The sequence below is a fragment of the Sphingobium sp. B7D2B genome (assembly GCF_025961895.1).
In the GTDB taxonomy this organism is placed as follows: domain Bacteria; phylum Pseudomonadota; class Alphaproteobacteria; order Sphingomonadales; family Sphingomonadaceae; genus Sphingobium.
Window position 1 is genome coordinate 1622046 of the sequence record NZ_JAOQOM010000001.1, and the last position, 23080, is coordinate 1645125.

23 protein-coding genes and 1 tRNA gene are annotated in these 23080 nt (G+C 64.6%); 15 read left to right on the top strand and 9 right to left on the bottom strand.

The window, feature by feature from the left end; all coding sequences use genetic code 11:
* Positions 1-15: 15 nt before the first annotated feature.
* Genes M2341_RS07345 through M2341_RS07365 form a run of 5 tightly spaced genes read right to left on the bottom strand, consistent with a single transcriptional unit; the run spans position 16 to position 4155 of the window.
* Positions 16-1239 (bottom strand): dihydroorotase, encoded by a 1224-nt coding sequence (locus M2341_RS07345; RefSeq protein ID WP_264584790.1) that lies wholly within the window; start codon positions 1237-1239, stop codon positions 16-18.
* Positions 1230-2219, bottom strand: coding sequence for an aspartate carbamoyltransferase catalytic subunit (locus tag M2341_RS07350; protein WP_264584791.1), 990 nt, complete (start codon positions 2217-2219; stop codon positions 1230-1232). Before M2341_RS07350 ends, M2341_RS07345 begins: the two co-directional genes overlap by 10 nt.
* A 49-nt stretch (positions 2220-2268) precedes the next feature.
* On the bottom strand, positions 2269-2559 hold the full coding sequence (locus M2341_RS07355; protein ID WP_264584792.1) for a DUF1294 domain-containing protein: 291 nt from the start codon (positions 2557-2559) through the stop codon (positions 2269-2271).
* Positions 2560-2566: 7 nt separating this feature from the next.
* A complete protein-coding gene (gene ruvX, locus M2341_RS07360; protein ID WP_181561379.1) occupies positions 2567-3043 on the bottom strand; it encodes a Holliday junction resolvase RuvX in 477 nt (158 codons plus the stop codon).
* Positions 3043-4155 (bottom strand): DUF3089 domain-containing protein, encoded by a 1113-nt coding sequence (locus M2341_RS07365; protein WP_264584794.1) that lies wholly within the window; start codon positions 4153-4155, stop codon positions 3043-3045. The genes ruvX and M2341_RS07365 overlap by 1 nt, the downstream gene beginning before the upstream one ends.
* A gap of 180 nt (positions 4156-4335) precedes the next feature.
* Here M2341_RS07365 and M2341_RS07370 point away from each other — a divergent pair, with 180 nt between their 5' ends.
* The 4 genes from M2341_RS07370 (at position 4336) to gatB (ending at position 9554) form a co-directional block, all read left to right on the top strand.
* Positions 4336-6153 (top strand): DUF4153 domain-containing protein, encoded by a 1818-nt coding sequence (locus M2341_RS07370; protein ID WP_264584795.1) that lies wholly within the window; start codon positions 4336-4338, stop codon positions 6151-6153.
* Between the two features lie 33 nt (positions 6154-6186).
* Positions 6187-6474, top strand: a complete 288-nt coding sequence (gene gatC, locus M2341_RS07375) for an Asp-tRNA(Asn)/Glu-tRNA(Gln) amidotransferase subunit GatC (RefSeq protein ID WP_264572525.1) — start codon at positions 6187-6189, stop codon at positions 6472-6474.
* Positions 6474-7955: an Asp-tRNA(Asn)/Glu-tRNA(Gln) amidotransferase subunit GatA gene (gene gatA, locus M2341_RS07380; RefSeq protein WP_264586002.1), complete on the top strand. Its 1482-nt coding sequence runs from the start codon at positions 6474-6476 to the stop codon at positions 7953-7955. The genes gatC and gatA overlap by 1 nt, the downstream gene beginning before the upstream one ends.
* Positions 7956-8051: 96 nt before the next feature.
* A complete protein-coding gene (gatB, locus tag M2341_RS07385) occupies positions 8052-9554 on the top strand; it encodes an Asp-tRNA(Asn)/Glu-tRNA(Gln) amidotransferase subunit GatB (RefSeq protein ID WP_264584796.1) in 1503 nt (500 codons plus the stop codon).
* A gap of 44 nt (positions 9555-9598) precedes the next feature.
* On the opposite strand, the gene M2341_RS07390 is transcribed toward gatB, so the two are convergent.
* Entirely contained in the window at positions 9599-9790 is a 192-nt protein-coding gene (locus tag M2341_RS07390; RefSeq protein WP_181559302.1) for a hypothetical protein, read from the bottom strand.
* 129 nt (positions 9791-9919) lie between these two features.
* Between M2341_RS07390 and M2341_RS07395 the strand changes: the two genes are divergently transcribed.
* The 6 genes from M2341_RS07395 to clpX all read left to right on the top strand — a co-directional run bounded on the left by M2341_RS07395 (position 9920) and on the right by clpX (position 16315).
* Positions 9920-10004: transfer RNA gene (locus tag M2341_RS07395), tRNA-Leu, on the top strand.
* 68 nt (positions 10005-10072) lie between these two features.
* Entirely contained in the window at positions 10073-11659 is a 1587-nt protein-coding gene (gene tig / locus M2341_RS07400; protein WP_264584797.1) for a trigger factor, read from the top strand.
* Between the two features lie 173 nt (positions 11660-11832).
* Positions 11833-12789: a glycosyltransferase family 2 protein gene (locus M2341_RS07405; protein WP_264584798.1), complete on the top strand. Its 957-nt coding sequence runs from the start codon at positions 11833-11835 to the stop codon at positions 12787-12789.
* A gap of 70 nt (positions 12790-12859) precedes the next feature.
* Positions 12860-14053, top strand: a complete 1194-nt coding sequence (locus tag M2341_RS07410) for an acyltransferase family protein (protein WP_264584799.1) — start codon at positions 12860-12862, stop codon at positions 14051-14053.
* A gap of 11 nt (positions 14054-14064) precedes the next feature.
* Positions 14065-14697 carry an ATP-dependent Clp endopeptidase proteolytic subunit ClpP gene (clpP, locus tag M2341_RS07415; protein ID WP_181559305.1) on the top strand — a complete coding sequence of 211 codons (633 nt, stop codon included), beginning with the start codon at positions 14065-14067 and terminating at the stop codon, positions 14695-14697.
* 349 nt (positions 14698-15046) lie between these two features.
* On the top strand, positions 15047-16315 hold the full coding sequence (clpX, locus tag M2341_RS07420) for an ATP-dependent Clp protease ATP-binding subunit ClpX (protein ID WP_181559306.1): 1269 nt from the start codon (positions 15047-15049) through the stop codon (positions 16313-16315).
* Between the two features lie 85 nt (positions 16316-16400).
* On the opposite strand, the gene M2341_RS07425 is transcribed toward clpX, so the two are convergent.
* The 3 genes from M2341_RS07425 to M2341_RS07435 all read right to left on the bottom strand — a co-directional run bounded on the left by M2341_RS07425 (position 16401) and on the right by M2341_RS07435 (position 17902).
* Positions 16401-16889 (bottom strand): DUF3237 domain-containing protein, encoded by a 489-nt coding sequence (locus M2341_RS07425; protein ID WP_264584800.1) that lies wholly within the window; start codon positions 16887-16889, stop codon positions 16401-16403.
* A 94-nt stretch (positions 16890-16983) separates the two neighbouring features.
* Entirely contained in the window at positions 16984-17475 is a 492-nt protein-coding gene (locus tag M2341_RS07430; RefSeq protein WP_264572533.1) for a DUF3237 domain-containing protein, read from the bottom strand.
* A 28-nt stretch (positions 17476-17503) separates the two neighbouring features.
* The gene (locus M2341_RS07435) at positions 17504-17902 is read right to left on the bottom strand and encodes a nuclear transport factor 2 family protein (protein WP_264569994.1); all 399 of its coding nucleotides are present in this window, start codon (positions 17900-17902) and stop codon (positions 17504-17506) included.
* Between the two features lie 255 nt (positions 17903-18157).
* On the opposite strand from M2341_RS07435, the gene M2341_RS07440 reads away from it, so the two are divergent.
* From M2341_RS07440 to M2341_RS07460, 5 genes are all read left to right on the top strand, one after another.
* A complete protein-coding gene (locus tag M2341_RS07440; protein WP_264584801.1) occupies positions 18158-19081 on the top strand; it encodes a MarR family winged helix-turn-helix transcriptional regulator in 924 nt (307 codons plus the stop codon).
* 74 nt (positions 19082-19155) lie between these two features.
* On the top strand, positions 19156-20619 hold the full coding sequence (locus tag M2341_RS07445) for an aldehyde dehydrogenase family protein (protein ID WP_264584802.1): 1464 nt from the start codon (positions 19156-19158) through the stop codon (positions 20617-20619).
* A gap of 1 nt (position 20620) precedes the next feature.
* Positions 20621-21127, top strand: a complete 507-nt coding sequence (locus tag M2341_RS07450; RefSeq protein ID WP_181559312.1) for a nuclear transport factor 2 family protein — start codon at positions 20621-20623, stop codon at positions 21125-21127.
* Positions 21127-22227: an NAD(P)-dependent alcohol dehydrogenase gene (locus M2341_RS07455; protein WP_264584803.1), complete on the top strand. Its 1101-nt coding sequence runs from the start codon at positions 21127-21129 to the stop codon at positions 22225-22227. The genes M2341_RS07450 and M2341_RS07455 overlap by 1 nt, the downstream gene beginning before the upstream one ends.
* Positions 22224-23072 (top strand): alpha/beta hydrolase, encoded by an 849-nt coding sequence (locus M2341_RS07460; protein WP_264584804.1) that lies wholly within the window; start codon positions 22224-22226, stop codon positions 23070-23072. The genes M2341_RS07455 and M2341_RS07460 overlap by 4 nt, the downstream gene beginning before the upstream one ends.
* Positions 23073-23080 lie beyond the last annotated feature (8 nt).

Genomic DNA, 23080 nt, shown 5'->3' on the forward strand with positions numbered 1-23080 from the left:
CGGTGGGCGATCCGCTCAGCGGATCACGCCGCCTTTCATGATCATCCGCGCCCGGCCCTGAACCGGCAGCTTGTCGAACGGCGTGTTGCCGGCCGCAGCTGCCATTTTGGCCGAATCGACGATCCAGGGCGTATCAGGCGCGATGAGGATGAGGTCCGCCGGCGCGCCCGGCGCCAGTCGTCCCGCGTCGAGGCCGAGGATCGCGGCGGGGTTGGCCGCGAGCAGGGCCATCATTCGGGTTTCGGTGATCTTGCCTTCACGCACCAGATTGAGCGCGAGCGGCAGCAGCGTCTCGGCGCCGGCGATGCCAGGCAGGGCGTCCGCGAAGGGCAGGCGCTTGTCTTCCGGGCCGCGCGGATCGTGGCCCGAGCACAGCACGTCGACGGTGCCATCCGCGACCGCCTCAATCGTGGCAAGCCGATCCCGCTCATCGCGCAGTGGCGGGGAGAGGCGTGCGAAGGTGCGGAAATCGCTCACCGCCGCATCGTTGAGGAAGAGGTAGGAGGGGCTGGTGCCGCAGGTCACCTTCAACCCTTCGGCCTTCGCCGCGCGAATGAGCGCGAAGCCCGCCGCGGTGGTGACGAGGCGGACATGCAGGCGTGCGCCCGCCTCCCGCGCCAGCGCGATGTCTCGCGCAATAGCCATCGCTTCGGCACTGGCCGGGGCACTGGGCAGGCCGAGGCGCGAGGCCGTTTCGCCATCCGTCGCCACGGCATTGGCCGTCAGCCCGCCATCCTCGGCATGGGTAATGACCACCAAGTCGAGCGCAGCGGCATAATGCAGGACGCGCAGCATCACGCCCGAGTCGGCAATCCAGCGCCGGCCGGTCGCGATGGCCCGGGCGCCAGCGGACTTCATCAGCGCCATTTCCGCCAGTTCGCGCCCCTCCAGGCCGCGCGTCGCGGCGCCGAGCGGATGCACCCAGAAGTCCGGCTTGCCGGCCCGGGCGGCGTGCTGGATCAGCCCCGGCTCATCGAGAACGGGCGACTGGTCCGGCATCAGCGCGGCCCGGGTGATGCCGGCGAAGTGGAAGGCCGGCTTGTCGGTGCGGAACACGCCCAGATCGATGATGCCCGGCGCGAGGATCATGCCCTTGGCATCGACGATCTCGGCGCCTTCAGGCACATCCGCTGCGCCGACCGCAGCGATTGTCGCGTCTTCAACGAGCAGCGTGCCTTCGGAGAGGGCGCTGGCGGTCGGATCGCACAAGCGTGCGTTGATGATCGCGGTCAGGCCCATCCTTCGACTCCCCGGGCTGTGCGGGTGAGGACATCGAGGCAGGCCATGCGCATAGCGACCCCCATCTCGACCTGCTCGGTGATCGCCGAGCGATCCGGGTCGTCCGCGACGCTGCTGACGATTTCCACGCCCCTGTTCATCGGCCCGGGGTGCATGATGATCGCGTCCGGCTTGGCGCGCTTCAGCCGCTCGGGCGTGAGGCCGTAGAGCGCGTTGAATTCGCGCGCGGAGGGGATGAAGGCGCCATCCATCCGTTCATTTTGAATGCGCAGCATCATCACCACGTCGGCGCCATCCAGCGCGGCATTGAAATCATGGAAGGGCGTCACCCGATAGCGCTCGACTGCGGGCGGCATCAGCGTCGGCGGCGCGCAGACGCGCACCTGCGCGCCCAAGGCGGTGAGGCAGAGCATGTTGGAGCGGGCGACGCGGCTGTGGAGAATGTCGCCGCAAATGGTGACGATCAGCCCCTCGAAGCTGCCCTTGCGCCGCCTTATGGTCAGCGCATCGAGCAGCGCCTGCGTCGGGTGCTCGTGGCGGCCATCGCCGGCATTGAGCACGGGGCAATCCACCATGTCGGCGATCAACTGCACGGCGCCCGAGCTCATATGGCGGATCACCATAACGTCGGCGCGCATCGAGTTGAGCGTCACGGCGGTGTCGATCAGCGTCTCGCCCTTTTTCACGCTCGATTGGGCGGCGTGCATGTTCACCACGTCCGCGCCCAGCCGTTTGCCCGCCACCTCGAAGGAGAGCAGCGTGCGCGTGCTGTTCTCGAAGAAGGCGTTCATCTGCGTGAGGCCGGCGAGGCGCCCGTCATGCTTGCGACTGCCGGCACGGTTGAGCGAGGCCCATTGCTCGGCTTCATCCAGCAGAAAGCGGATTTCATGCGGCGCCAGATTGGCGATTCCCACCAGATGCCGGTGCGGGAAATTGTCCCGGCCGATGAGGCCGGTGGCGGGAGAGGGCGATATTGTCATTAAAGCGCCTCGTTAGTGGAGCGGCAGGGCGGACTCAAGCGCTGATGTATCAGGCGCTGACCGTCCAGGCATTGAGATCGAACAGGATGATGAGCGCGCACTGCGCGGCGGCGATGAGGAACAGCGCGCGGGAGAAATCCCGCTTGCGGGTCTTGTGCCGGAAGAGCCGCATGGCGAGCCAGGCGCCGATCGTGCCACCGATCGCCGCCAGGGTCAGGAGATCGCGCTCCCGCACGCGCGGTCCCCCGGCAATGGCGCGCTGCCTGTCATGGCGGAAGGCGGCGAGGGTGATGAGGTTGATCAGCACCAGCCAGCCCCAGATGATGTGCGTTTCCGTCATGCGCAGGTCAGCCCATCGTCAGGCCGTCAATGGCCCCCTGCAGGATGAGGGCGGCGGCGTGGGCGTCGATCTTTTCAGCGCGCTTGGCCCGGCTCATGTCCTGCGCGATCATCGCCCGCTCGGCAGCGACGGTCGACCAGCGCTCGTCCCACAGCAGCACGGGCAGGCCGAGCACGGCGATGTTGCGGGCAAAGGCGCGTGCAGCCTGGCTGCGCGGGCTCTCGCTGCCATCCATATTGAGCGGCAGGCCGATGACGAGGCCCTTGACCGACTGCTGGGCGATGAACTGGGCGAGCACGTCCCGGTCCTTGCTGAACTTGCCGCGCTTGTGCGTATGGGCGGGGCTGGCGATGCTCCAGCCGGCATCGCACAGGGCAAGGCCGATGGTCTGGGTGCCAAGGTCCATGCCGAGCAGGCGTCCGCCCGCCGGCAGCGCCTGCGCGAAGGACGCCTTGTCGAGCGTGATCAGCGTTTCCCCGACCATCAGCGCTGCCATGCCGCCAGTCGGCCGAGCGCATCGGCACGGATGTTCGCCCAGAACAGGGGATAGTCGTAGACGTGGTAATTGTTGCCCGGGAGCACGAAGGTGCCGAGCTTGGGCGCGCTGTCCAGCATCAGGAAGCCACGGCCAGCGCAGCGCGCGCCGATCTCGCCGGGCGTGAGCAGCACGGTCGACGCCGCCTCGCCATCGCCGCGCAACACGCCCAGATTGGCATCGCCCGGCGCATCGGGCGCCGCGCCGCCATTCAGGGGATTGGTGCAGAGCATGGCCGACCCGGCGCGCGATTGGCCGTCCAGTCCGCGCTCGCGGTCGAACGACGCTTCCACGGCTGACGTGTCTGCCGGCGCGGCAAAGCTCTGCCAGCTCATCACGCAGCCGGTCGTCTCCGGGCCGGTGCAGGCCGGCAGGCCCAGCGCGGGCAGATCGTGCTCCACCGACACCGGCCATCCGACGACATAAGCCGCGACCAGCCGCGCCTTGAGCGCAGTGTTGCCAGCCTCCTCATGGAGCAGGCGCAGCAGATGGCGACTGCCCTGACTGTGCGCCGCAAGCATGATCGGCCCTTGCGGATTGGCGGCGAGGAACTGCGCGAAGGCGGCCTTCACGTCCGCATAGGCTCGCTCCAGCGCCAGCGCGGCGTCTGCCTTTTCGGTGAGGAAGGCACCGAACACGGCCTGCCGGTAGCGCGGCGCCCAGATGTCGCCCGCCGCGGCGAAGGCGCTGGCTTGAATGCGCACGAACCGCCCGGCCTGCGCCTTTGCGATGCGGTCGTTGATCGGGGCGTTCCAGTGGAGCGTCTCGAACGAGCTGGTGGGGTGGACGAAGAAGATCGCCGCCTTCTGGGCAGGCGCTGCCTCGGCAAGCTTCGCGGCCGGTTGCCAGCGGGCAGGATCGTCGCGGCGCCCGTCCGGCCGGCTGATCCACCCATCGCTGCCCGAATAGAAATTGGCGGGGAGGCCAGGTGGTTCGCTGAACCCGACATGCGGCACCAGCGCGCTCTGCATCAGCCGGGGGCCGAAGAAGGAGAAGGCGATCATTCCCGCGATCGCCAGGGCTGTGAAAAACGCGACGACATACAGGAACTTCCGGGCCAAAGGGGCACGACTCCATCTCTGTGGCAAGCTGGGCAGTGGCATGGCTCATGCCCGCTTGGGTTCCGCGAGGCAAGCAAAGGCAGCAGGCGAAGGTCCAACAGGCGAAGGTCCAATTTGCCTTGCGGGCGGATCGTGATAGGTCGGACCGGTTCAGGATCGGACGCGGCGGGGAGCAGGATGATGGCCAGCAACGCATCGACGGCGCAGACGGTATGGCCGCTGCGCACCTGGGTGCTGTGTGTGCTCGGCGCGCTTGTCGGTCTGGCGATCGACCGGTTTTCCGATCCCGCGCCCATCGAGCCCGAGTTTCTGCGGCGGGTGATCGCGGCGCTGCCCATGTTCCTTTCGACCGCCGCTCTCGCCTTTGGCCTCGGTTGGCGCCGGCGGCGACCGGTCGCGGCTCTTGTCGTGGCGCTGATCTGCGGCCTCCTCGGCGGCGGCGTCTTTGTGTGGAACGGGGTGCCCGGCCATGGATCGAGCGTCGATCTCTGGCATCTCGTCTGCGGCGCCATCGCCGCGGCTGCGCTGCTGGTGCTGTTTCAGGCAGCGCAGGATCGCAGTCTGGCCGGCGGCGCGCCCTCCGCGCCGGCCGGTGTGTCGCCGCGCGCGGTGCGGGCATGGTCGCGACAGGCCATCCATTATGAGGATGTTCACGGCCATTTGTGGACGAATGCGCTGCTGATCGGCGCAAGCGCGCTGTTCATGCTGCTCAGCTTCGGCATCGCGCATTTGCTGGCGCAGATGTTCATGCTGGTGAAGCTCCACTTCCTGCGCGATGCCCTGCGCGAGTCTGCGGTGGTCGCCATGCTGTGCGGGGCGGCTTTCGGCGCGGCGCTCGGGTTGTTGCAGGATCGCGGGGCGATCATCGCCGCCCTGCAGCGCGTCGCCATGCTGGTGCTGCGCGTGCTGGCGCCGGTGGTGGCGCTGGCGATCGGCATCTTCCTGGCGGCCTTGCCTGTCACCGGCCTGGCGCCGCTCTGGGCGACGGGCGGCACGACGCCGATCATGCTGGCCGGAGCGGTGCTGGCGCTGTTTCTCGCCAATGCGGTGGTGGGCGATACGGCGCTTGAGGAAACCCGCTCGGTGTTGCTGGGTGCCAGCGCGGCGGCGCTCGGCCTGTTCCTGCTGCCGATGGTGGGTATTGCGGTCTTCTCCTCGGGCCTGCGCATCCATCAACATGGCCTGACGCCAGAGCGGCTGTGGGCGCTGGCCTTTCTGATCGTGGCGAGCATCACCGCCATTGCCTATGCCGTCGCCATCCTCGGCGCACGCGGCTGGTTCGCCCGGCTGCGGCGGACCAATCGCATGCTCGTATTCGTGATCGCCGGCATCGCGCTGCTGCTCTCCACGCCGATCTTCGGCTTCGAGCGGATCGCGACCGCGCACCAGCTCCAGCGCCTCGCGGGCGGGCAGGTGGCGCCAGACAAGTTCGACTACCGTGCCTTGTGGTTCGATTTCGGGCCGGAGGGGCGGGCTGCGATTCGACGGCTGGCGAGCGGCTCGGCGGACGCGACGATCCGCCGTCATGCCGCCGAGACGATGAAGCTGACCGACCGCTGGGCCGTGCCGCCTATGGTCGTCGCCGCGCGCAGTGGCGAATTGCTGGACGAGCGGCTGACGATCCTGCCCATCCCGGTCGAAATGCCGCCAGCGCTGCGCAAGCGGCTGGTGCAATATGATGCCTGCGAGGAGACCGGCCCGTGCCTGCTGCACTATGTGCCCGGCGAGGATCTGGCGATTGTTGTGAAGCTGCCCGCTCCGGAATGCGGCGATTGTGCCCCAACCGTGCGCCTCATCCGGCAGGAGAATGGCGAATGGAGCAATGACAGCCGCTATCTCGCCCAGGGTGACGCGGCCCGCCGGCTGGTCGCGCAGATCCGCGCCGGCGCCGTGGACCTCCGCCCCGTGATGGCGCGACAACTCTACATCGGTGGCGAACCGGTCGGCGAACCGCTGTCGACGGCCGCCAATGGGGCCGAAACGGCGGAAGCGCCTTGATGACCGCCGGAGCCAGTGCTAGCGCGCGCTCCCATGAGCGTAGACCTGACAACCGTAAAAAAGATCGCCAGCCTCGCGCGCCTCGCTGTCAGCGAGGATGAAGCGCAGGCGTTGGTGCCCGAACTCAACGGCATTCTCCACTGGGTGGAGCAGCTGGGCGAAGTGGACGTGACCGGCGTCGAGCCGATGACCGCCGTCATCCCCAACACGTTGCGCCTGCGAGAGGACGCCGTGACCGACGGCAATGTCCGCGACAAGGTGCTGGCCAATGCGCCTCAGGCCGAACATGGCTTTTTCGCCGTGCCGAAGGTGATCGAATGATGACCGATCTGACCAACCTCACTGTCTCGCAGATCCGCGATGGCTTCCGTGCTGGTGACTTCTCCGCGCGAGAAGTCGCCGAGGCCTTCAACGCCAATGTCGCCGCCGCCAAGGCGCTCAACGCCTTCATCGTCGAGACGCCCGAGCATGCGCTGTCTGCCGCCGATCAGGCGGACAAGGACCGCGCCGCCGGCACGCTCAAGCCGCTTTCCGGCGTGCCCATCGGCATGAAGGACCTGTTCTGCACCGAGGGCGTGCAGACGACCGCCGCCAGCCACATGCTGGAAGGCTTCACGCCGACCTACGAGTCCACCGTCTCGCAGAAGCTGTGGGATGCCGGCGCGGGGATGCTCGGCAAGCTCAATCTCGATCAGTTCGCCATGGGGTCTTCCAACGAGACGAGCTATTTCGGCAATGTGATCTCGCCCTGGCGGCGCAATGACGGCAGCAATGCCGCGCTGGCACCGGGCGGTTCCTCGGGCGGCAGCTCGGCGGCGATTGCCGCGCGGCTCTGCCCCGCGGCGACCGGTACGGACACCGGCGGGTCGATCCGCCAGCCGGCGGCCTTCACCGGCATTTCCGGCATCAAGCCGACCTATGGCCGCTGCTCGCGCTGGGGCATCATCGCCTTTGCCAGCTCGCTCGATCAGGCCGGGCCGATGGCGCAGGACGTGCGCGACTGCGCGATCCTGCTGGAGAATATGGCGGGATTCGACGCGAAGGACTCCACATCGCTCAACCTGCCGGTGCCGCAGTGGGAAGCTGGATTATCCAGCGATCTCAAGGGCAAGCGCATCGGCATTCCCAAGGAATATCGCGTCGAGGGTCTCGATGCCGATGTCGCGCGGGTGTGGGACGATGGCATTGCCTGGCTGAAGGACGCCGGCGCCGAGATCGTCGAGGTCTCGCTGCCGCACAGCAAATATGCCCTGCCGGCTTATTACATCATCGCCCCGGCGGAAGCCTCGTCGAATCTCGCGCGCTATGACGGCGTACGCTACGGCCTGCGTGATCTGCCCGATGGCGCGAACCTGCAGGATATGTATGCCGCGACGCGCGCCGCCGGCTTCGGCCCGGAGGTCAAGCGCCGCATCATCATCGGCACCTATGTGCTCTCGGCGGGCTTCTACGACGCCTATTACACGCAGGCGCAGAAGGTGCGGGCGCTGATCGCGCAGGATTTCGCCAAGGCTTTCGAGGCCTGCGACGTCATCCTTGCGCCCACCGCGCCCAGCGCGGCCTTCGGTCTCGGCGAGAATGTCGACGATCCGCTGAAAATGTATCTGAACGACGTGTTCGCGGTGCCGGCCTCGCTGGCGGGTCTCCCCGCCATGTCCGTGCCCGGCGGGCTAAGTAAGGACGGGCTGCCGCTCGGCCTGCAGATCATCGGCCCGGCCTTCGATGAGCAATCCGTGCTGAATGCCGGCTTTGCCATCGAGCAACGGGCGGGCTTCACCGCCCGGCCTGAGGCGTGGTGGTAAGTGTTTCGTGCTCCTGCGCAGGCAGGAGCCCAGGGCAGCCAAGGGCTGCACTCCCCTGGATTCCTGCCTTCGCGGGAATACTGTAAGGACTGAAGAATGACTGAGACGAGCTATCGCATTCGTGGCGCCACCGGGGACTGGGAGGTCGTCATCGGCCTTGAGGTTCACGCGCAGGTGGTGAGCCAGGCCAAGCTGTTCTCCGGTGCGGCGACGGCCTTCGGCGCGGAGCCGAACACGCAGGTGAGCCTTGTCGATGCCGCGATGCCCGGCATGCTGCCGGTGCCCAATCGGGAGTGCATCCGTCAGGCAGTGCGCACCGGCCTTGCGATCAATGCGCAGATCAACAAGTGGAGCCGGTTCGACCGGAAGAATTATTTCTATGCGGACTTGCCGCAGGGCTACCAGATATCCCAGCTTTATCATCCGCTTGTGGGTGAAGGTTCGCTGACGATCGAAGCCGATGAGAAGGCCGGCATTCCCGCCGACAAGGCCATCGGTATCGAGCGCATCCATGTCGAGCAGGATGCCGGCAAGCTGATGCACGATCAGCACCCGACGCGCTCCTATGTCGATCTCAATCGCTCGGGCGTGGCGCTGATGGAGATCGTCAGCCGCCCGGACATGCGCTCGCCTGCCGAGGCCGGGGCCTATCTGCGCAAGCTGCGCGCGATCCTGCGCTATGTTGGCTCGTGCGATGGCAATATGGAGGAAGGCTCCATGCGCGCGGACGTGAACGTCTCCGTGCGCAAGCCCGGCGAGGAATTCGGGACGCGGACCGAGACGAAGAACGTCAATTCCGTGCGCTTCGTCATGCAGGCCATCGAATATGAAGCCCAGCGCCAGGTCGATGTGATCGAGGGCGGCGGGCGGATCGTGCAGGAAACGCGGCTGTTCAATCCGGATACCGGCACCACGCGGTCGATGCGCTCCAAGGAAGACGCGCATGATTATCGCTACTTCCCGGACCCGGACCTGCTCCCGCTGGTGCTGGAGGACAGCTTCATCGAGGATTGCCTGCACTCGCTGCCCGAACTGCCGGATGCCAAGCGCACCCGTTATGTCGAGGTGCTGGGGCTCTCCGATTACAACGCCCGCGTGCTGACCGCCGAGGCGGAAACGGCCCGCTGGTTCGAGGCTCTGCTCGCGGAAAGCGCGCGCATCCAGAAGAAGAGCGAAGGTGAGGTGGCCAAGGCCAGCGCCAACTGGCTGCTCTCGGAGCTTTACGGTGCGCTCAATCGCCTCGGCAAGACGCTTGAGGACAGCCCGGTCAACCCCGAGCGCGGCGCGGAATTGCTTGCCCTGGTGGCCGATGGCACGATTTCCGGTAGTATCGCCAAGCAGGTGTTCGAGATCATGCTCGAAACCGGCGAAGCCCCTGCCGAGATTGTCGAGACGCGCGGCCTCAAGCAGACCACGGATACTGGTGCGATCGAGGCGGTCGTTGCGAAGATTCTCGCCGACAATGCCGATAAGGTCGAACAGTATAAGGCTGGAAAGGAAGCGCTGTTCGGTTTCTTCGTCGGTCAGACGATGAAGGCCATGCAGGGCAAGGCCAATCCGCAGATGGTCAATGAGTTGATCAAGAAGGCATTGGGCTGATCGGATCCCGGCCGCACTCAGAAGGCGAGGCCGGGAAGCAGGGATCAGTCGGGTGGCGGCGCGATGGACGGCAGTTCGTCGGGGCCGCGGCCGGGTTCATCGATATTGGGCGTTTCCGGCGCGATTTCCGGCGGTTCGCGAAACGGCGTCTCGTCCGGCGATTCCATGGGCGGAAGCTCGTCAGGTGACTGCGGGGTGATGGTATCGGGGGGCGGAATTTCCGGCTGGCTGGCCATGGCTTTGCGTCCTTTCGTTGCTCTTTTCAACGGGCGGCGAGAGGGATCGTTCCGGATCGACACGGCAAGGCGCGCACAGCCTTGCCCTTTCCCAGGCTTTGCACTATGGCCCGCCGACCGGCGACCGATGCGGGCGTGGCGAAACTGGTAGACGCGCCAGATTTAGGTTCTGGTATCGCAAGATGTGGGGGTTCGAGTCCCTTCGCCCGCACCAGTTGCGCAGCCTGGCCCCGGTCGTTCCAAGAGATTTCATCCTAGCCTGGAAAGCGTCGAGTTAGAGATATGCAGATTGTCGAGACATTGAATGAGGGCCTCAAGCGCGCCTATACGCTGACCGTCACGGCCAAGGACATCGACGCCCGCGTCGAAGAGGAAGTGAAGTCGATTGCGCCGCAGGTGCGGATGCCCGGTTTCCGGCCCGGCAAGGTGCCTGCCAACCTCGTCCGCAAGATGCACGGCCCGGCCCTGCAGCGCGAGGCGCTGGACAAGTCCATCCGTGAGGGCGTCGAGAAGGTCATCGCCGAGAACAAGCTGCGTCCCGCGATGCAGCCGAGCGTCGAGCTGACGGCCGACTATGAGGACGGCAAAGACGCCGAGGTCAAGGTCGCTCTGGAAATCCTGCCGGAGGTTCCCGCGCCCAAGATCGAGGGCATCAAGCTGGAGCGGCTCGTCGTCGACGTGACTGACGAGCAGATCGACGAGGCGGTTGGCCGTCTCGCCGCGCAGAGCCAGCGTTATGAGGACGCCCCCAAGACCGCCAAGGCGAAGGAAGGCGATCAGGTCGTCATGGATTTCGTCGGCAAGGTCGACGGCGTGCCGTTCGAGGGCGGCACCGGTTCGGACATGGCGATCGCCATCGGCTCGGGCAATCTGATCCCCGGCTTCGAGGATCAGCTGGTTGGCGTGAAGACCGGCGACGAGAAGACCATCAACGTGACCTTCCCCGCCGAATATGGCTCCAAGGAGCTGGCCGGCAAGGATGCGACGTTCGATCTCGTCATCAAGGCGGTCAAGAACCCCGTCGAGAAGCCCGCTGACGACGAGTTCGCCAAGCAACTCGGTCTCGAGAGCCTCGAGAAGCTGCGCGAGCTGTTCAAGGCGCAGATCGAGCAGGAGCACGGCAATCTGACGCGCACCTACATGAAGCGCCAGTTGCTCGATCAGCTGGCTGCGGGCCATGATTTCGAGGTGCCCCCGGGCATGGTCGAGGCCGAGTTCGGCCAGATCTGGCAGCAGCTTGAGCATGAAGCCGGTCACGAGGAAGATCCCGAGGCGGCGCTCAAGGAAATGGAAGCCGACCGCGACGATTATCGCAAGATCGCCGAGCGTCGCGTCCGTCTGGGCCTGCTCCTCTCGGAAATCGGCCAGGCTAATGGCGTGGAGATCACGCAGGCGGAAATGAACCGCCTCGTTGCTCAGGCCGCGCAGCAGTACGCCCCGCAGGACCGCGAGCGGTTCGTCGAATATGTCCGCAACGAGCCGATGGCCGCCGCGCAGCTGCGTGCCCCGCTCTATGAAGACAAGGTCGTCGATTATCTCTTCGAGAAGGCCGATGTGAGCGAGCGCACCGTTGCGCGCGCCGATCTGGAAGCGGCGATCGAGAGCGAAGAGGGCGGTCACGTCCACGGACCGGATTGCGGCCACGATCACAGCCACGACGCCAAGCCGGCCAAGAAGGCTGCCGCCAAGAAGCCGGCTGCCAAGAAGGCTGATGCCGAGGTAGAGGCCGCTCCGGCAGAAGAGGCCAAGGCCCCTGCCAAGAAGGCTCCGGCCAAGAAGGCCGCGGCTGCCAAGGCTGACGAGGGCGAGGCGGCCGAGAAGCCGGCCAAGAAGCCCGCTGCCAAGAAGGCCAAGACTGCCGAGGCCTGAGGCCTCACTGCAGATCGCATGAACTGATCAGAGCGAGCCGGAGCGGGATGCCGTTCCGGCTCGCTTTTTCTTCGGATGCATGGCGGCGGGCTCGTGCAGAAGGTGCCGCCGGGCGCTGGGGTCGCAAAAGACCATTGCAACCATGCGATCTGTTGCCATAAGCCCGCAGTCCCATGCATCCAGACCCGTCCAGCCCGATGACAGGCGTGCGCATCGCCGTCCTGCTGCCTTGTTATAACGAGGCGGTCGCCATCGGGCAGACCGTCACCGCGTTCTCGCAGGCCTTGCCGCAGGCGGCCATCTACGTGTTCGACAATAACAGCTCCGATGATAGCGTCGCCGTGGCGCGCGCCGCCGGGGCGATCGTCTACAGCGTGCGGCAACAGGGCAAGGGCCATGTCGTGCGGCGGATGTTCGCGGACGTCGATGCGGACATCTACGTGCTCGCCGATGGCGATGCGACCTATGATGCGAGCGCGGCGCCGGCGCTGGTCACCGCGATGCTGGACGGGCCGCTCGACATGGTCGTCGGCGCCCGCAAGTCGGAGGTGGAGGCGGCTTACCGTCCGGGGCACCGGCTCGGCAATTTGCTGCTCACCGGGCTGCTGCGGCAGCTTTTCGGGCGCAGTTTCACCGATATTCTCTCCGGCTATCGGGTGTTCTCCCGGCGGTTCGTGAAGAGCTTCCCGATCCTCTCGGAGGGCTTCGAGATCGAGACGGAAATGTCCGTCCACGCGCTCGAACTGCGCATGCCTGTTGGCGAGGTGATGACCGCCTATGCGGCGCGGGCGGAGGGCTCGCTCTCCAAGCTTAACACCTTCCGCGACGGCTGGCGTATCCTGCGCACGATGATCCAGCTTTACCGCGTGGAGCGGCCTTTGTGGTTCTTCGGTTTCATCGCGCTGGTGATTGCGCTGGTGGCCGGGCTGATGGGCGTGCCGGTCATCCTGACCTATCTGGAGACGGGGCTGGTGCCCCGCTTCCCGACCCTCATCACCATTGTGGGAATGGGCGTCTTGTCAGCCTTGTGCCTGCTTACCGGCCTCATCCTCGATACAGTGACGCGCGGCCGGCAGGAAATGAAGCGCCTTGCCTATCTGGCGCATACCGCGCCGGGGATGGCGCGTTAAATTTCATTAACCCAGTTGATCATGAATAATTGAGTCCATAAACTTTCCCGACAGGCTCGGGGGGGCAGGTATGGAGGGGGTTGGTTCAGCGCCGCATCGCTATGAGGTGCTTGATAGCTTGCGCGGCATTTGCGCGTGCATGGTCCTCCTTCTGCATGTGAAGACGCAGGGAAGGATTTCGAACGCAGCGCTGGTTGAGCATGCGTCCCTTTTCGTCGATTTCTTTTTCGTGCTTTCCGGCTTTGTCATCGGCGTGAGCTACGGGAAAAGGCTCGTGGACGGTTATTCCGTCGGCCATTTCATGCGCAAGCGGATCGCCCGCGTCTATCCGCTGCATTTTGCCATGCTGGTCTGCTTCGTCCTGTTCGAGCTGTGTCTCCTGATCTTCGGTGGGGATAGGTCAGGCAGGCCGGCCTTCGAGGGCCTGCAATCGCCCAAGAATCTGATCGACGCCCTGCTGTTAATCCAGATTTTCCCGGGCGGCGATCCGACAGCGTGGAATTTCCCCAGCTGGTCGATCGCAGCGGAAGTCTGGATTTATCTGGCCTTTGCATTGGTTCTGCGAACCGCTGGGCGTCACTTGGTGCCGATTTGTGTCGGCGTTGCGGTCGCCGTTCCGTTGCTGCTCCTTAGCCAGCCGGATTTCAGTCCGGTCATGTACCAGAACGCGCTGCTGCGCTGCGCGATGGGCTTCGCGCTCGGCCTGGTCGGTTGGCGCTGCATGGATCGGATCAGGGCGATGCAGCTTCCTGGTTGGGCTGATCAGGGACTGGAACTGGTGACGGTGATTGCGCTGCTTGCCTTCATATCCTGCCTGGGAGGGGGGAGGCTGTCCGTTCTGTCACCCTTTCTCTTTTTGATCGCGGTACTCGTGTTTGCGCGTGAAAAAGGGGTGGTGAGCGACTGCTTGAAAAGGCCCAAGGTCGTGAAAATCGGAGCGCTCTCCTATTCGATCTACCTTATCCACATCTTTCTATATTACCGCCTGCTCAACTTGTTATCGGTCATCGAGCGTCATGCCGGTGTCGATCTGGTGGTCGATACGCAGGCCGGGAAAGCCATCGGCGGCGGGGTCTGGATCGGCGATGCGATCAGTATCCTCTTTCTGATCTTCGTCATGGGTTGTGCCTCTCTGAGCCGGCGACTGATCGAAGGGCCTGGGCGCGCGCTTTTAGAAACGCACCTGTCCGCACCCGGTGCCCAGCCTGCGCATCTTGAAGTCAGTGCCCAAACGTCCGATGTAGTGGCCGCAGACGGCCAGTAAGAAAGAGAATCATGACCGATAATTTTGATCCGCTCGGGGCACTTGTTCCTATCGTTATCGAACAGTCCAACCGGGGCGAGCGCAGCTTCGATATCTACTCGCGCCTGTTGCGGGAGCGGATCATTTTCGTGACCGGTCAGGTCGAGGATCACATGGCCTCGCTGATCGTCGCCCAGCTGCTCTTTCTGGAATCGGAGAACCCGAAGAAGGACATCTGGATGTACATCAACTCGCCGGGCGGCGTGGTGACCAGCGGCATGGCGATCCATGACACCATGCAGTATATCCGCCCCAAGGTCGGCACGGTGTGCATCGGTCAGGCCGCATCGATGGGCAGCTTCCTGCTCGCGGCCGGCGAGCCGGGCATGCGCTTTGCGCTCAGCAACGCGCGGATCATGATCCACCAGCCGTCTGGCGGCGCGCAGGGCATGGCGTCGGATATCGAGATCCAGGCCAAGGAAATCCTTCGTATCCGCCGTCGCCTGAACGATCTGTACGTGAAGTACACCGGCCAGCCGCTGGAGAAGATCGAGGCCGCCATGGATCGCGACACCTTCCTGGAAGCGGAAGAAGCGCTCGCGTTCGGCCTTGTGGACAAGGTGTACGACAAGCGTCCCGGCACCAGCGAAGAAACGCCGGCTTGATAGGGTCGGGCCGGCCGCTCACGCGGTCGGCCTTTGCATCCCGGCGGCGCCGTGCATCGTCGCCGGACTTTGGGCTGTGCCGTGGTCGAGTGAGCGGCCAGCTTGTTTCCGCCGCTAAAATCTCTCTGTTCGCAGCCTGGCCGGGTGCGGCCAGCATCTCCCATTGCAAAGCCGGGCCAGCCCTCCCATCTTCTTTCCATTATGGCTTTTGAGCCGGCAATGTCTGGTTTACGCTATTTGGCGACATTTTCGGCACTTGTGATGCTGCAAGAAGGCGGTCTAGGATGACCGACGGAAAGAGCATCTGGGCAATTGGCGCGAGACGGCGCCAGACCAAGGAAGAGATTGAATGACAAAGCTCACAGGATCGGATTCGAAGAGCACGCTCTACTGCTCGTTCTGCGGAAAGTCGCAGCACGAAGTGCGTAAGCTCATCGCCGGCCCAACCGTGTTCATCTGCGATGAATGCGTCGAATTGTGCAACGATATCATTCGTGAAGAGACCAAGGGTGGTCTGGTCGGCCGCAAGGAAGGCGGCGTGCCGACGCCGCAGCAGATTTGCGATGTGCTCAGCGATTATGTGATCGGCCAGCAGCGCGCCAAGCGCGTGCTCTCGGTCGCCGTGCACAATCACTACAAGCGGCTGGAGCATGGCGGCAAGGCGGGCGATGTCGAGCTGGCCAAGTCCAACATCCTGCTCATCGGGCCCACCGGCTGCGGCAAGACGCTGCTGGCCCAGACGCTCGCCAAAACCTTCGACGTGCCGTTCACCATGGCGGATGCGACGACGCTGACCGAAGCTGGCTATGTCGGTGAGGATGTCGAGAACATCATCCTCAAGCTGCTCCAGGCGTCCGACTATAATGTCGAGAAGGCGCAGCGCGGCATCGTGTATATCGACGAGATCGACAAGATCAGCCGCAAGGCGGAGAATCCCTCCATCACCCGCGACGTGTCGGGCGAGGGCGTACAGCAGGCGCTGCTCAAGCTGATGGAGGGCACCACCGCCTCGGTGCCGCCGCAGGGCGGGCGCAAGCATCCGCAGCAGGAATTCCTGCAGGTTGATACGACGAACATCCTGTTCATCGCCGGCGGTGCCTTTGCGGGACTCGAGAAGATCATCGGCGACCGGCTTGAGGGCAAGTCGATCGGCTTTGGCGCGCATGTCGCAGCGCCGGACGAACGGCGTACGGGTCAGCTGCTCAAGCAGACCGAACCGGAAGATCTGCTCAAATTCGGCCTGATCCCCGAGTTTGTCGGGCGTCTGCCGGTCATCGCGACGCTGGAAGATCTCGACATCGCCGCGCTGGTCCAGATTCTCACCGAGCCCAAGAACGCGCTGGTGAAGCAGTATCGCAAGCTGTTCGAGCTGGAAGACGTCGAGCTGACGTTCACGGACGAAGCGCTGACTGCGATTGCCCAGCGCGCCATCGAGCGCAAAACCGGCGCGCGTGGCCTGCGGTCGATCATCGAGGCGATCCTGCTCGACACCATGTTCGATCTGCCGACGATGGAAGGCGTGACCGAAGTCGTGGTGGACAAGGATGTGGTTGAGGGCCGTAAGGACCCCGTCCGCGTCTTCGGCGCGGAAAAGCGCCAGGCGGGTGACGCGGCCTGATCGGATAATCTGACCGGCATGAAAAACGCCGCCGCCGGGGCCTGAGGGCTCCAGCGGCGGCGTTTTCGCTTGTTCAGTCAAATGCTCAGTCGAGCGTCTGCTTCACCGCATAATAAGTGAAGATGGAGTGGTCGGGGTTGGACCGGCGGCTGCCGGTGCCGATGACCAGCGTCTTGCCCATCCAGTCATGCGGCCCCTCGGGCACCACGAATGTGGGCGAGAAGCAGAAATAGGCCGGTTGCGGGGTGCCGTCATCCAGTCGCGCTTCGCCGGGCTTGGCCGGGATGAGATAGCCATTGTTATTGATGTAGATTTTGGTGCCGTCATCGGCCTGCAGCATATAGTGCGATTTGATGACGATGGTGCCATCGCCCCGCACGGTGGCATAATCCGCGCCGCTGTCCGGAATGATGATGCCGGACAGGCGCGGGCCGTAAATCGTGCCGCTGGCGCAGGGCGTGTAGCCCTGATAGCCGCCACCCGGCAGCGGGCCGACAGTGCAGCGTTCGGGGCGGAAATTCACCCGCATCTCGAACACATATTCGAGATGGGCGGGGACTTGCGGATCGTTCATCGCATGCTCTCCTCTTGGCTGGATAAGGCACTGCCGCCGCCCTGCGGAAAGTGCAAGGCGGCGGCAGCTGGTTTTGTTTGGAAGGCGTCAGCCGTCAGAGCAGCATGAAATAGTGGATGCGGTTAGCCTTCGGGATCTTCTCGGCAACGCCGACGAAGATGTGCTTGCCCAGCCATTCGTGCGGGCCTTCCGGCACGTCGAACTTGGGGCTCACCCGCATATAATATTCGTCCGGCCCCACATCTTCGTTGCGGGCCATGCGCTCCATGGCGTCACCTTCGGCCCAGCGATAGCCGCGGCTCTGCAGGTAGATCGGCGTGCCGTCATCGGCTTCCAGCATGTAGCGCGCGTCGAAATCGATCACGCCATTGGGACGGGACAGCGGATAGTCGCCGCCGCTCATCGGGATGACCCGGCCGCGAATGCGGGGGCCTTCGAAGGTGCCTTGGGCTGCCCACACGGCAGCGCGGGTCGCGCCCATGCTGGTGGGGGAAATCCACACCGCCGGTGTCAGGTCGATCGACACCGTGAAGGCGAATTCGAACTTCGGCGCGAAGGGATGGGGGGCAATCTCGGGCGTTACCATGAAGTGCAATCTCCTTTTTCGATGACTATCAAACAGCAGCTGTGGCGGGCAGCGTCTTGTACCGCGCGCCGAGAATCTGCGCGAACTTGCCGTCGCGCAGATAATAGAAGCCAAGGCTCTCGATGTTGAGGGTTTGCCCCTTCATCAAGGGGCCGGCGATGAAATCGGGCCAGTCTTCCAGGCCGTAGAATTCGGTGCGAACATGGCAGGCGAGGGTGTCCGGACCGGCCGCGACGGCGAGAATGTCGAGCGTTTCGCGGACCTTGGACTTCACGTCGCGGTAGAAATCCAGAATGGCGGAACGTCCTATGATCTGGCGCTTCTCGCCCAGGTTGAACACCACGTCATCGCAATAATAGCGGCCGAAACCTTCGAAATCGTTCGCATTGAAGCGGGCGATGTAGTCGGCATAGTCGTCCTCGGTCATCCTGCGCTCCAAGAAAATTCTTGTTGTTGATTCTTCAACAGCTAAGCGGGTGGCCGCTTGGGTTCAACTGAAAAACGTCGACCCACTCGACCGATATGCTTGCCAAGCCCCGGAATCTGGCCGATTGTTGCGCATGATAACATTGCCCATCACGGGGTCCGCCTGTTTGTGACGATGCCTGCAAAACAAATTGCCATTGCTGCACCTGAGATTGATTGGGCCGTAGAAAGACCGCGTGTTCCGCTCGATCAGGTCATGCGGGTGTTCCTGCGCAAGCCGGGGTTTCTGCTCAACCGCATCGATCAGATCGCCAATGCCCTGTACGGATCGGTGGCCTGCGGGGGCGAGACCTTGTCGCAGGCGGAAATGATGCTGGCGATTGCCGAGCGTCCGGGGAGCGACCAGGTTCGCCTCGCGCGGGCCTGCGGCAGCGACACGTCGACCACGGCGATCGTGCTGCAAAATCTCGAACTGACCGGCCTCATTGCCCGCCAACAGGATGAGCGGGATCGGCGGCGCAGTCTGCCCGTGCTGACGGCGGCCGGGGAAGCCCGCATGGACGAAATCCGGTCGTCCTTCGCCCAACTGCAGGCGTTGCTGCTCGATCCGCTGAGCGATGACGAGCGCGCGGTGGCCATGGCGCAGCTCTCCAGCCTGGTGGAGGCCGGCAACGACGGCGCGCCGCGGTGGGACAGGCAGGACTCCTATCTGGCCAATGTGCCCAGCATGCTGTTCCGTCGCGCGCTGCAGATTCTCCATGCGCATTTCAGTGAGCAGGTCGCGCCGATGGCGGTGACCCTGCGCCAGTTCTCCGCGATGGTGATTCTGGATCTGCATGGCGGCCTGAGTCAGGTCGAGTTCGCGCGGGTCTACGGGCTTGATCCCTCCACCTGCGCGATCGTTCTCAAGAAGCTGGCCCAGCGGGGGTGGTTGCAGGCAGTGCCGTCTCCGCAGGATCGTCGCAAGACGCTCTATTTCGTCACCGATGAGGGCCGGCACCAGATCGACCGCCTCCAGGCCAGCGCGGATGCGACGGAAGATGCGGTGCGATCCAACATATCCGCGCGCGCCTTCGAAGCGCTGCTCCCGCCCTTGCAATCCGTGGTGCGCGCGCACTCGGCGATCCTGCGCTATCCGGGCTTTTTCCCTTGGGATCATGAACCGCCGCAATCCTGTTGATTGCGCGTTCAACATCGATATACAACGACGTCTGACTAATTGAGGCGAGTCTCTCGCCTTTGGGGAGGACGTTCATGGCGGATATCGAACGGCGCAGCGTGCCCGTGCACAACCCACGCAGCGGCGCGATCGACTTTATGATGGAAATTGCGACGGCGGAGGACGTGGCGGCGAAGGCTGACCGTCTCCGGCGCAACCAGCAGGCTTGGGGTGCCAAGCCGCTCGCAGAGCGCATCGGCGTCATGCAGCGCTGGCTGGGCGAGGTCGCCAAGCGCGCCAGCGCCATCGCCGAGGCCGACGCAATCGATACAGGCGGGTGCCACACCTCCTATCTCCAGGGCTTCATCACCATGGGCAATATCGGCGGCTGGATCGAGGATGCGCAGGCCGCGCTCGATGCGGCAAGCTATACCGGTCCCTCCAAGGCCATGCCGCAGGTGGAGGTGCGCACGCAGTTCGTGCCCTATCCGCTGGTCGGCGTGATTGGTCCCTGGAACGCGCCGATGATGCTGGTGCTGCTCGATGCCATTCCCGCCCTGTTCGCGGGTTGCGCCGTGCTCATCAAGCCCTCGGAAGTGACGCCGCGCTGGGTACAGCCGCTGTTCGAGGCCGTGGCCCAGGTGCCGGAACTGGCTGGCGTGTTCGATTATGTTCAGGGCGATGGCGAGACGGGCCGGGCGATCATCGACACGGTCGATCTCCTATGCTTCACCGGCAGCGTGCCGACCGGCCGCAAGATCGCCGTGCAGAGCGCCGAGCGCCTGATCCCCTGCTATCTGGAACTGGGCGGCAAGGACCCGGTGATCGTCACTGAAACCGCCGATTTGGAGCGGGCGACCACAGCCGTCCTGCGCGGCGCGGTTCATGCCAATGGAATGGTCTGCTTCTCGGTCGAGCGCATCTACGTCGCCGAGGCCATCCACGATGCCTTCGTCGCGCTTCTCGTTGAGAAGGCGCAGAAGGTTCGCCTCAACAGCGACGATCCGCGCGCCGGGCATCTCCATCCCTTCACCTTCGCGCCGCAGGCGCAGATCGTCGAGCGGCATATCGCCGACGCGGTCGGGAAGGGGGCGAAGGTCCTCACCGGCGGGGCGGTCGAGCAGATCGACGGCGGGCTCTACATGCGCCCGACCGTGCTGACCGGCGTCACCCATGACATGCTGGTCATGCGGGACGAAACCTTCGGGCCGATCCTGCCGGTCATGCCGTTCAAGACGGTAGAAGAGGCGATTGCCCTCGCCAACGACACCATTTTCGGCCTTACGGCGAACGTCGTCGCCGGAAGCCCGGAAGAAGCGATGGCGATCGGCTTGCAGATCAATGCCGGCTCGGTATTCATGCAGGATACCTTCCTGACCTTCGCCAAGAACCGCACGGTTGGCAGCAATGCCTTTGGGGCGTCCGGCGTGGGCGGCGGCGCGCGCACCGGCCCGGAGGCGATCCTGCGCTATGTGCGCCGCAAGGCCCTGCTCACCAATCATGGCGAGCCGGCTGATATCCAGAACGATCACCATCTTGGAAAACCGGGAGGACACTGACATGGCATGGGAACTGAGCGCACTCGACCGGCTCGAAATTCAGGAGCTTTATTCGCGCTACGCCTGGGGCATCGACCTCGCCGATGAAGAGACGGCGATGTCGACCTTCGCGCAGGACGCCTGGTTCGATCATCTCTGGCAGGGCCGGGTGCAGGGCCATGAGGCGATCCTGGAGAATCTGCGCTCGCTGTGGAACGACCGGCAGAGCTGGTGGTACGGGCGCCAGCACATCATGAACACGCTGATCATGGACCCACGCCCGGAGCAGGGCGAGGTGGACGTGCGCTGCTTCTTCCAGATTCTCCAGTTTCAGACCGATTATCACACCAACTTCGTGTTCGGCATCGGCACACGGCAGGACCATGTGACCAAGAAGGAAGGCGTGTGGCGGTTCCAGTCGCTGCACGTCAACGCCTGGACGGCGGCCGATCAGGTGCCGTGGAAAGGCGAGATCCTGCTCAAGAAAAAGCCGAGCCATCAGGCGCCGCCGGTCGCGGGGAAGAAGTGATGCAGATCACCGCTGCCGTCAGTCGCGGCAATCAGCCGGCGCCGGTGCTTGAAACGCTGGAGCTGGAAGCGCCGCGCGCGGGCGAGATGCTCGTGCGTATGGTCGCTGTCGGCATCTGCCATACCGATCTGCATGAGCATCCCGGACGTCACGCGCCGCATCCCATCGTGCTCGGCCATGAGGGCGCGGGCGTGGTCGAGGCTCTGGGTGAGGGCGTGCGCGGGTTCGCCGTGGGCGACCATGTGCTCCTCTCGGGCAGCAGCTGCGGGGTGTGCCCCAGTTGCGTTGCCGGACGTCCGACCTATTGCGATCTCGCGATGCCGATGAACTTCGGCGGCAAGCGCCTCGATGGCTCGACGGCGCTAGCGTGTGGGGATGAGCGCATCCACTCGCATTTCTTCGGCCAGTCTTCGTTCGCGACGCACAGCATCGTGCCGGAGCGCACGGCGGTGAAGGTGGACAAGGATATTCCGCTGGAATTACTGGCCCCGCTCGGCTGCGGAGTCATCACTGGCGCCGGATCGGTGATCGAGGCGCTGAAGGTGGGGGCAGGGGATACCATCGCCATCTTCGGGGTCGGTGGCGTCGGCCTCTCTGCGGTGATGGCCGCCAAGCTGGTGGGCGCGAAGCGGATCGTCGCGGTGGACATCAACCCGGGCCGGCTGGAGCTTGCGCGCGAACTGGGCGCGACCGATGCGATCCGCTCCGACGGCGAGGACGTCGCCAAGCAGATTCGCGCGGTTACCGGTCGCGGCGTGGACTTCACCTTCAACACCACCACCGTGCCAGCCGTCCACACCATGGCGCTGGAATGCCTCGCAATGAACGGCACTGCCGGCTTCGTCGCGGCGCCTCGTGGGGAGTGGGCGCCGGCCATGTTCCTCATGCTGGCCGGTGGCAAGCAGTTGCGCGGCATCCTCGGCGGCGACGCCAATCCGCGCACCTTCCTGCCGATGCTGATCGATTACTGGCGGCAAGGGCGCTTCCCGTTCGATCGGCTGATCGAGACCTACGCCTTCGATGAGATCGGCAAGGCGTTTCATGATTGTGAGGCGGGCACGGTGATCAAGCCGGTGCTCAAGGTTGGAGATGCTGCATGACTCCCGAAATCCGCAAACAACTTAAAGCATTCGGCACGGAACTGACCCCGGACATGATGGGCGGCACGCAGGGAATCTACCGCGCCCTGCAGCCGGGCTTGCCGGCGGGCGCAAGGGTGACGCGCGACCATCAATATGGTCCCGATGCGCGCAATCGGCTGGATATCTTCACGCGGGACGGGCTTTCCGGCGCGCCGGTGCTGGTGTTCGTCCATGGCGGCGGCTTCGTGATGGGCGACAAGACCACCGAAGGCTCGCCCTTTTACGACAATATCGGCAGCTTCGCCGTGGATGAGGGTTATGTCGGCGTCACCATGACCTACCGCCTCGCGCCTGCCGCCACCTGGCCGGCCAGCGGTGAGGACGTGGCCAATGCCGTCATCTGGCTGCGCGAGAATGTGGCGCAATTTGGCGGCGATCCGGATCGCATCTTCGTGATGGGGCAGTCGGCGGGCGCGGTGCACGTGGCCGATTGCGTTGCGCGCTTCTCGCCGCAGATTGCCGGCGCGCTGATGTGCTCGGGGATTTACGACGTGGCCGCGGCCGAGCCGAACCAGTTCCAGAAATCCTATTATGGCGAGGACCCGGCCGGCTGGGCGCAGGCGTCCACCGTGGCCGGGCTGCTCACCAGCAAGATCCCGCTGTTCTTCTCGGTCTGCGAGTTCGATCCGGTGCCGTTCCAGCAGCAGGCCGCGAGCCTGGCTGCCCGCTACGCCATAACCAACAAGGCCTTTCCAAGGCTGCATTGGCTGGGAGGCCACAACCACCTGTCACCTGTGCTCGAGATCGGGACGCCAGACAGCGACCTTGAGCATCACATCATGAACTTCATCGCCACCGTCTGAGGCAGATT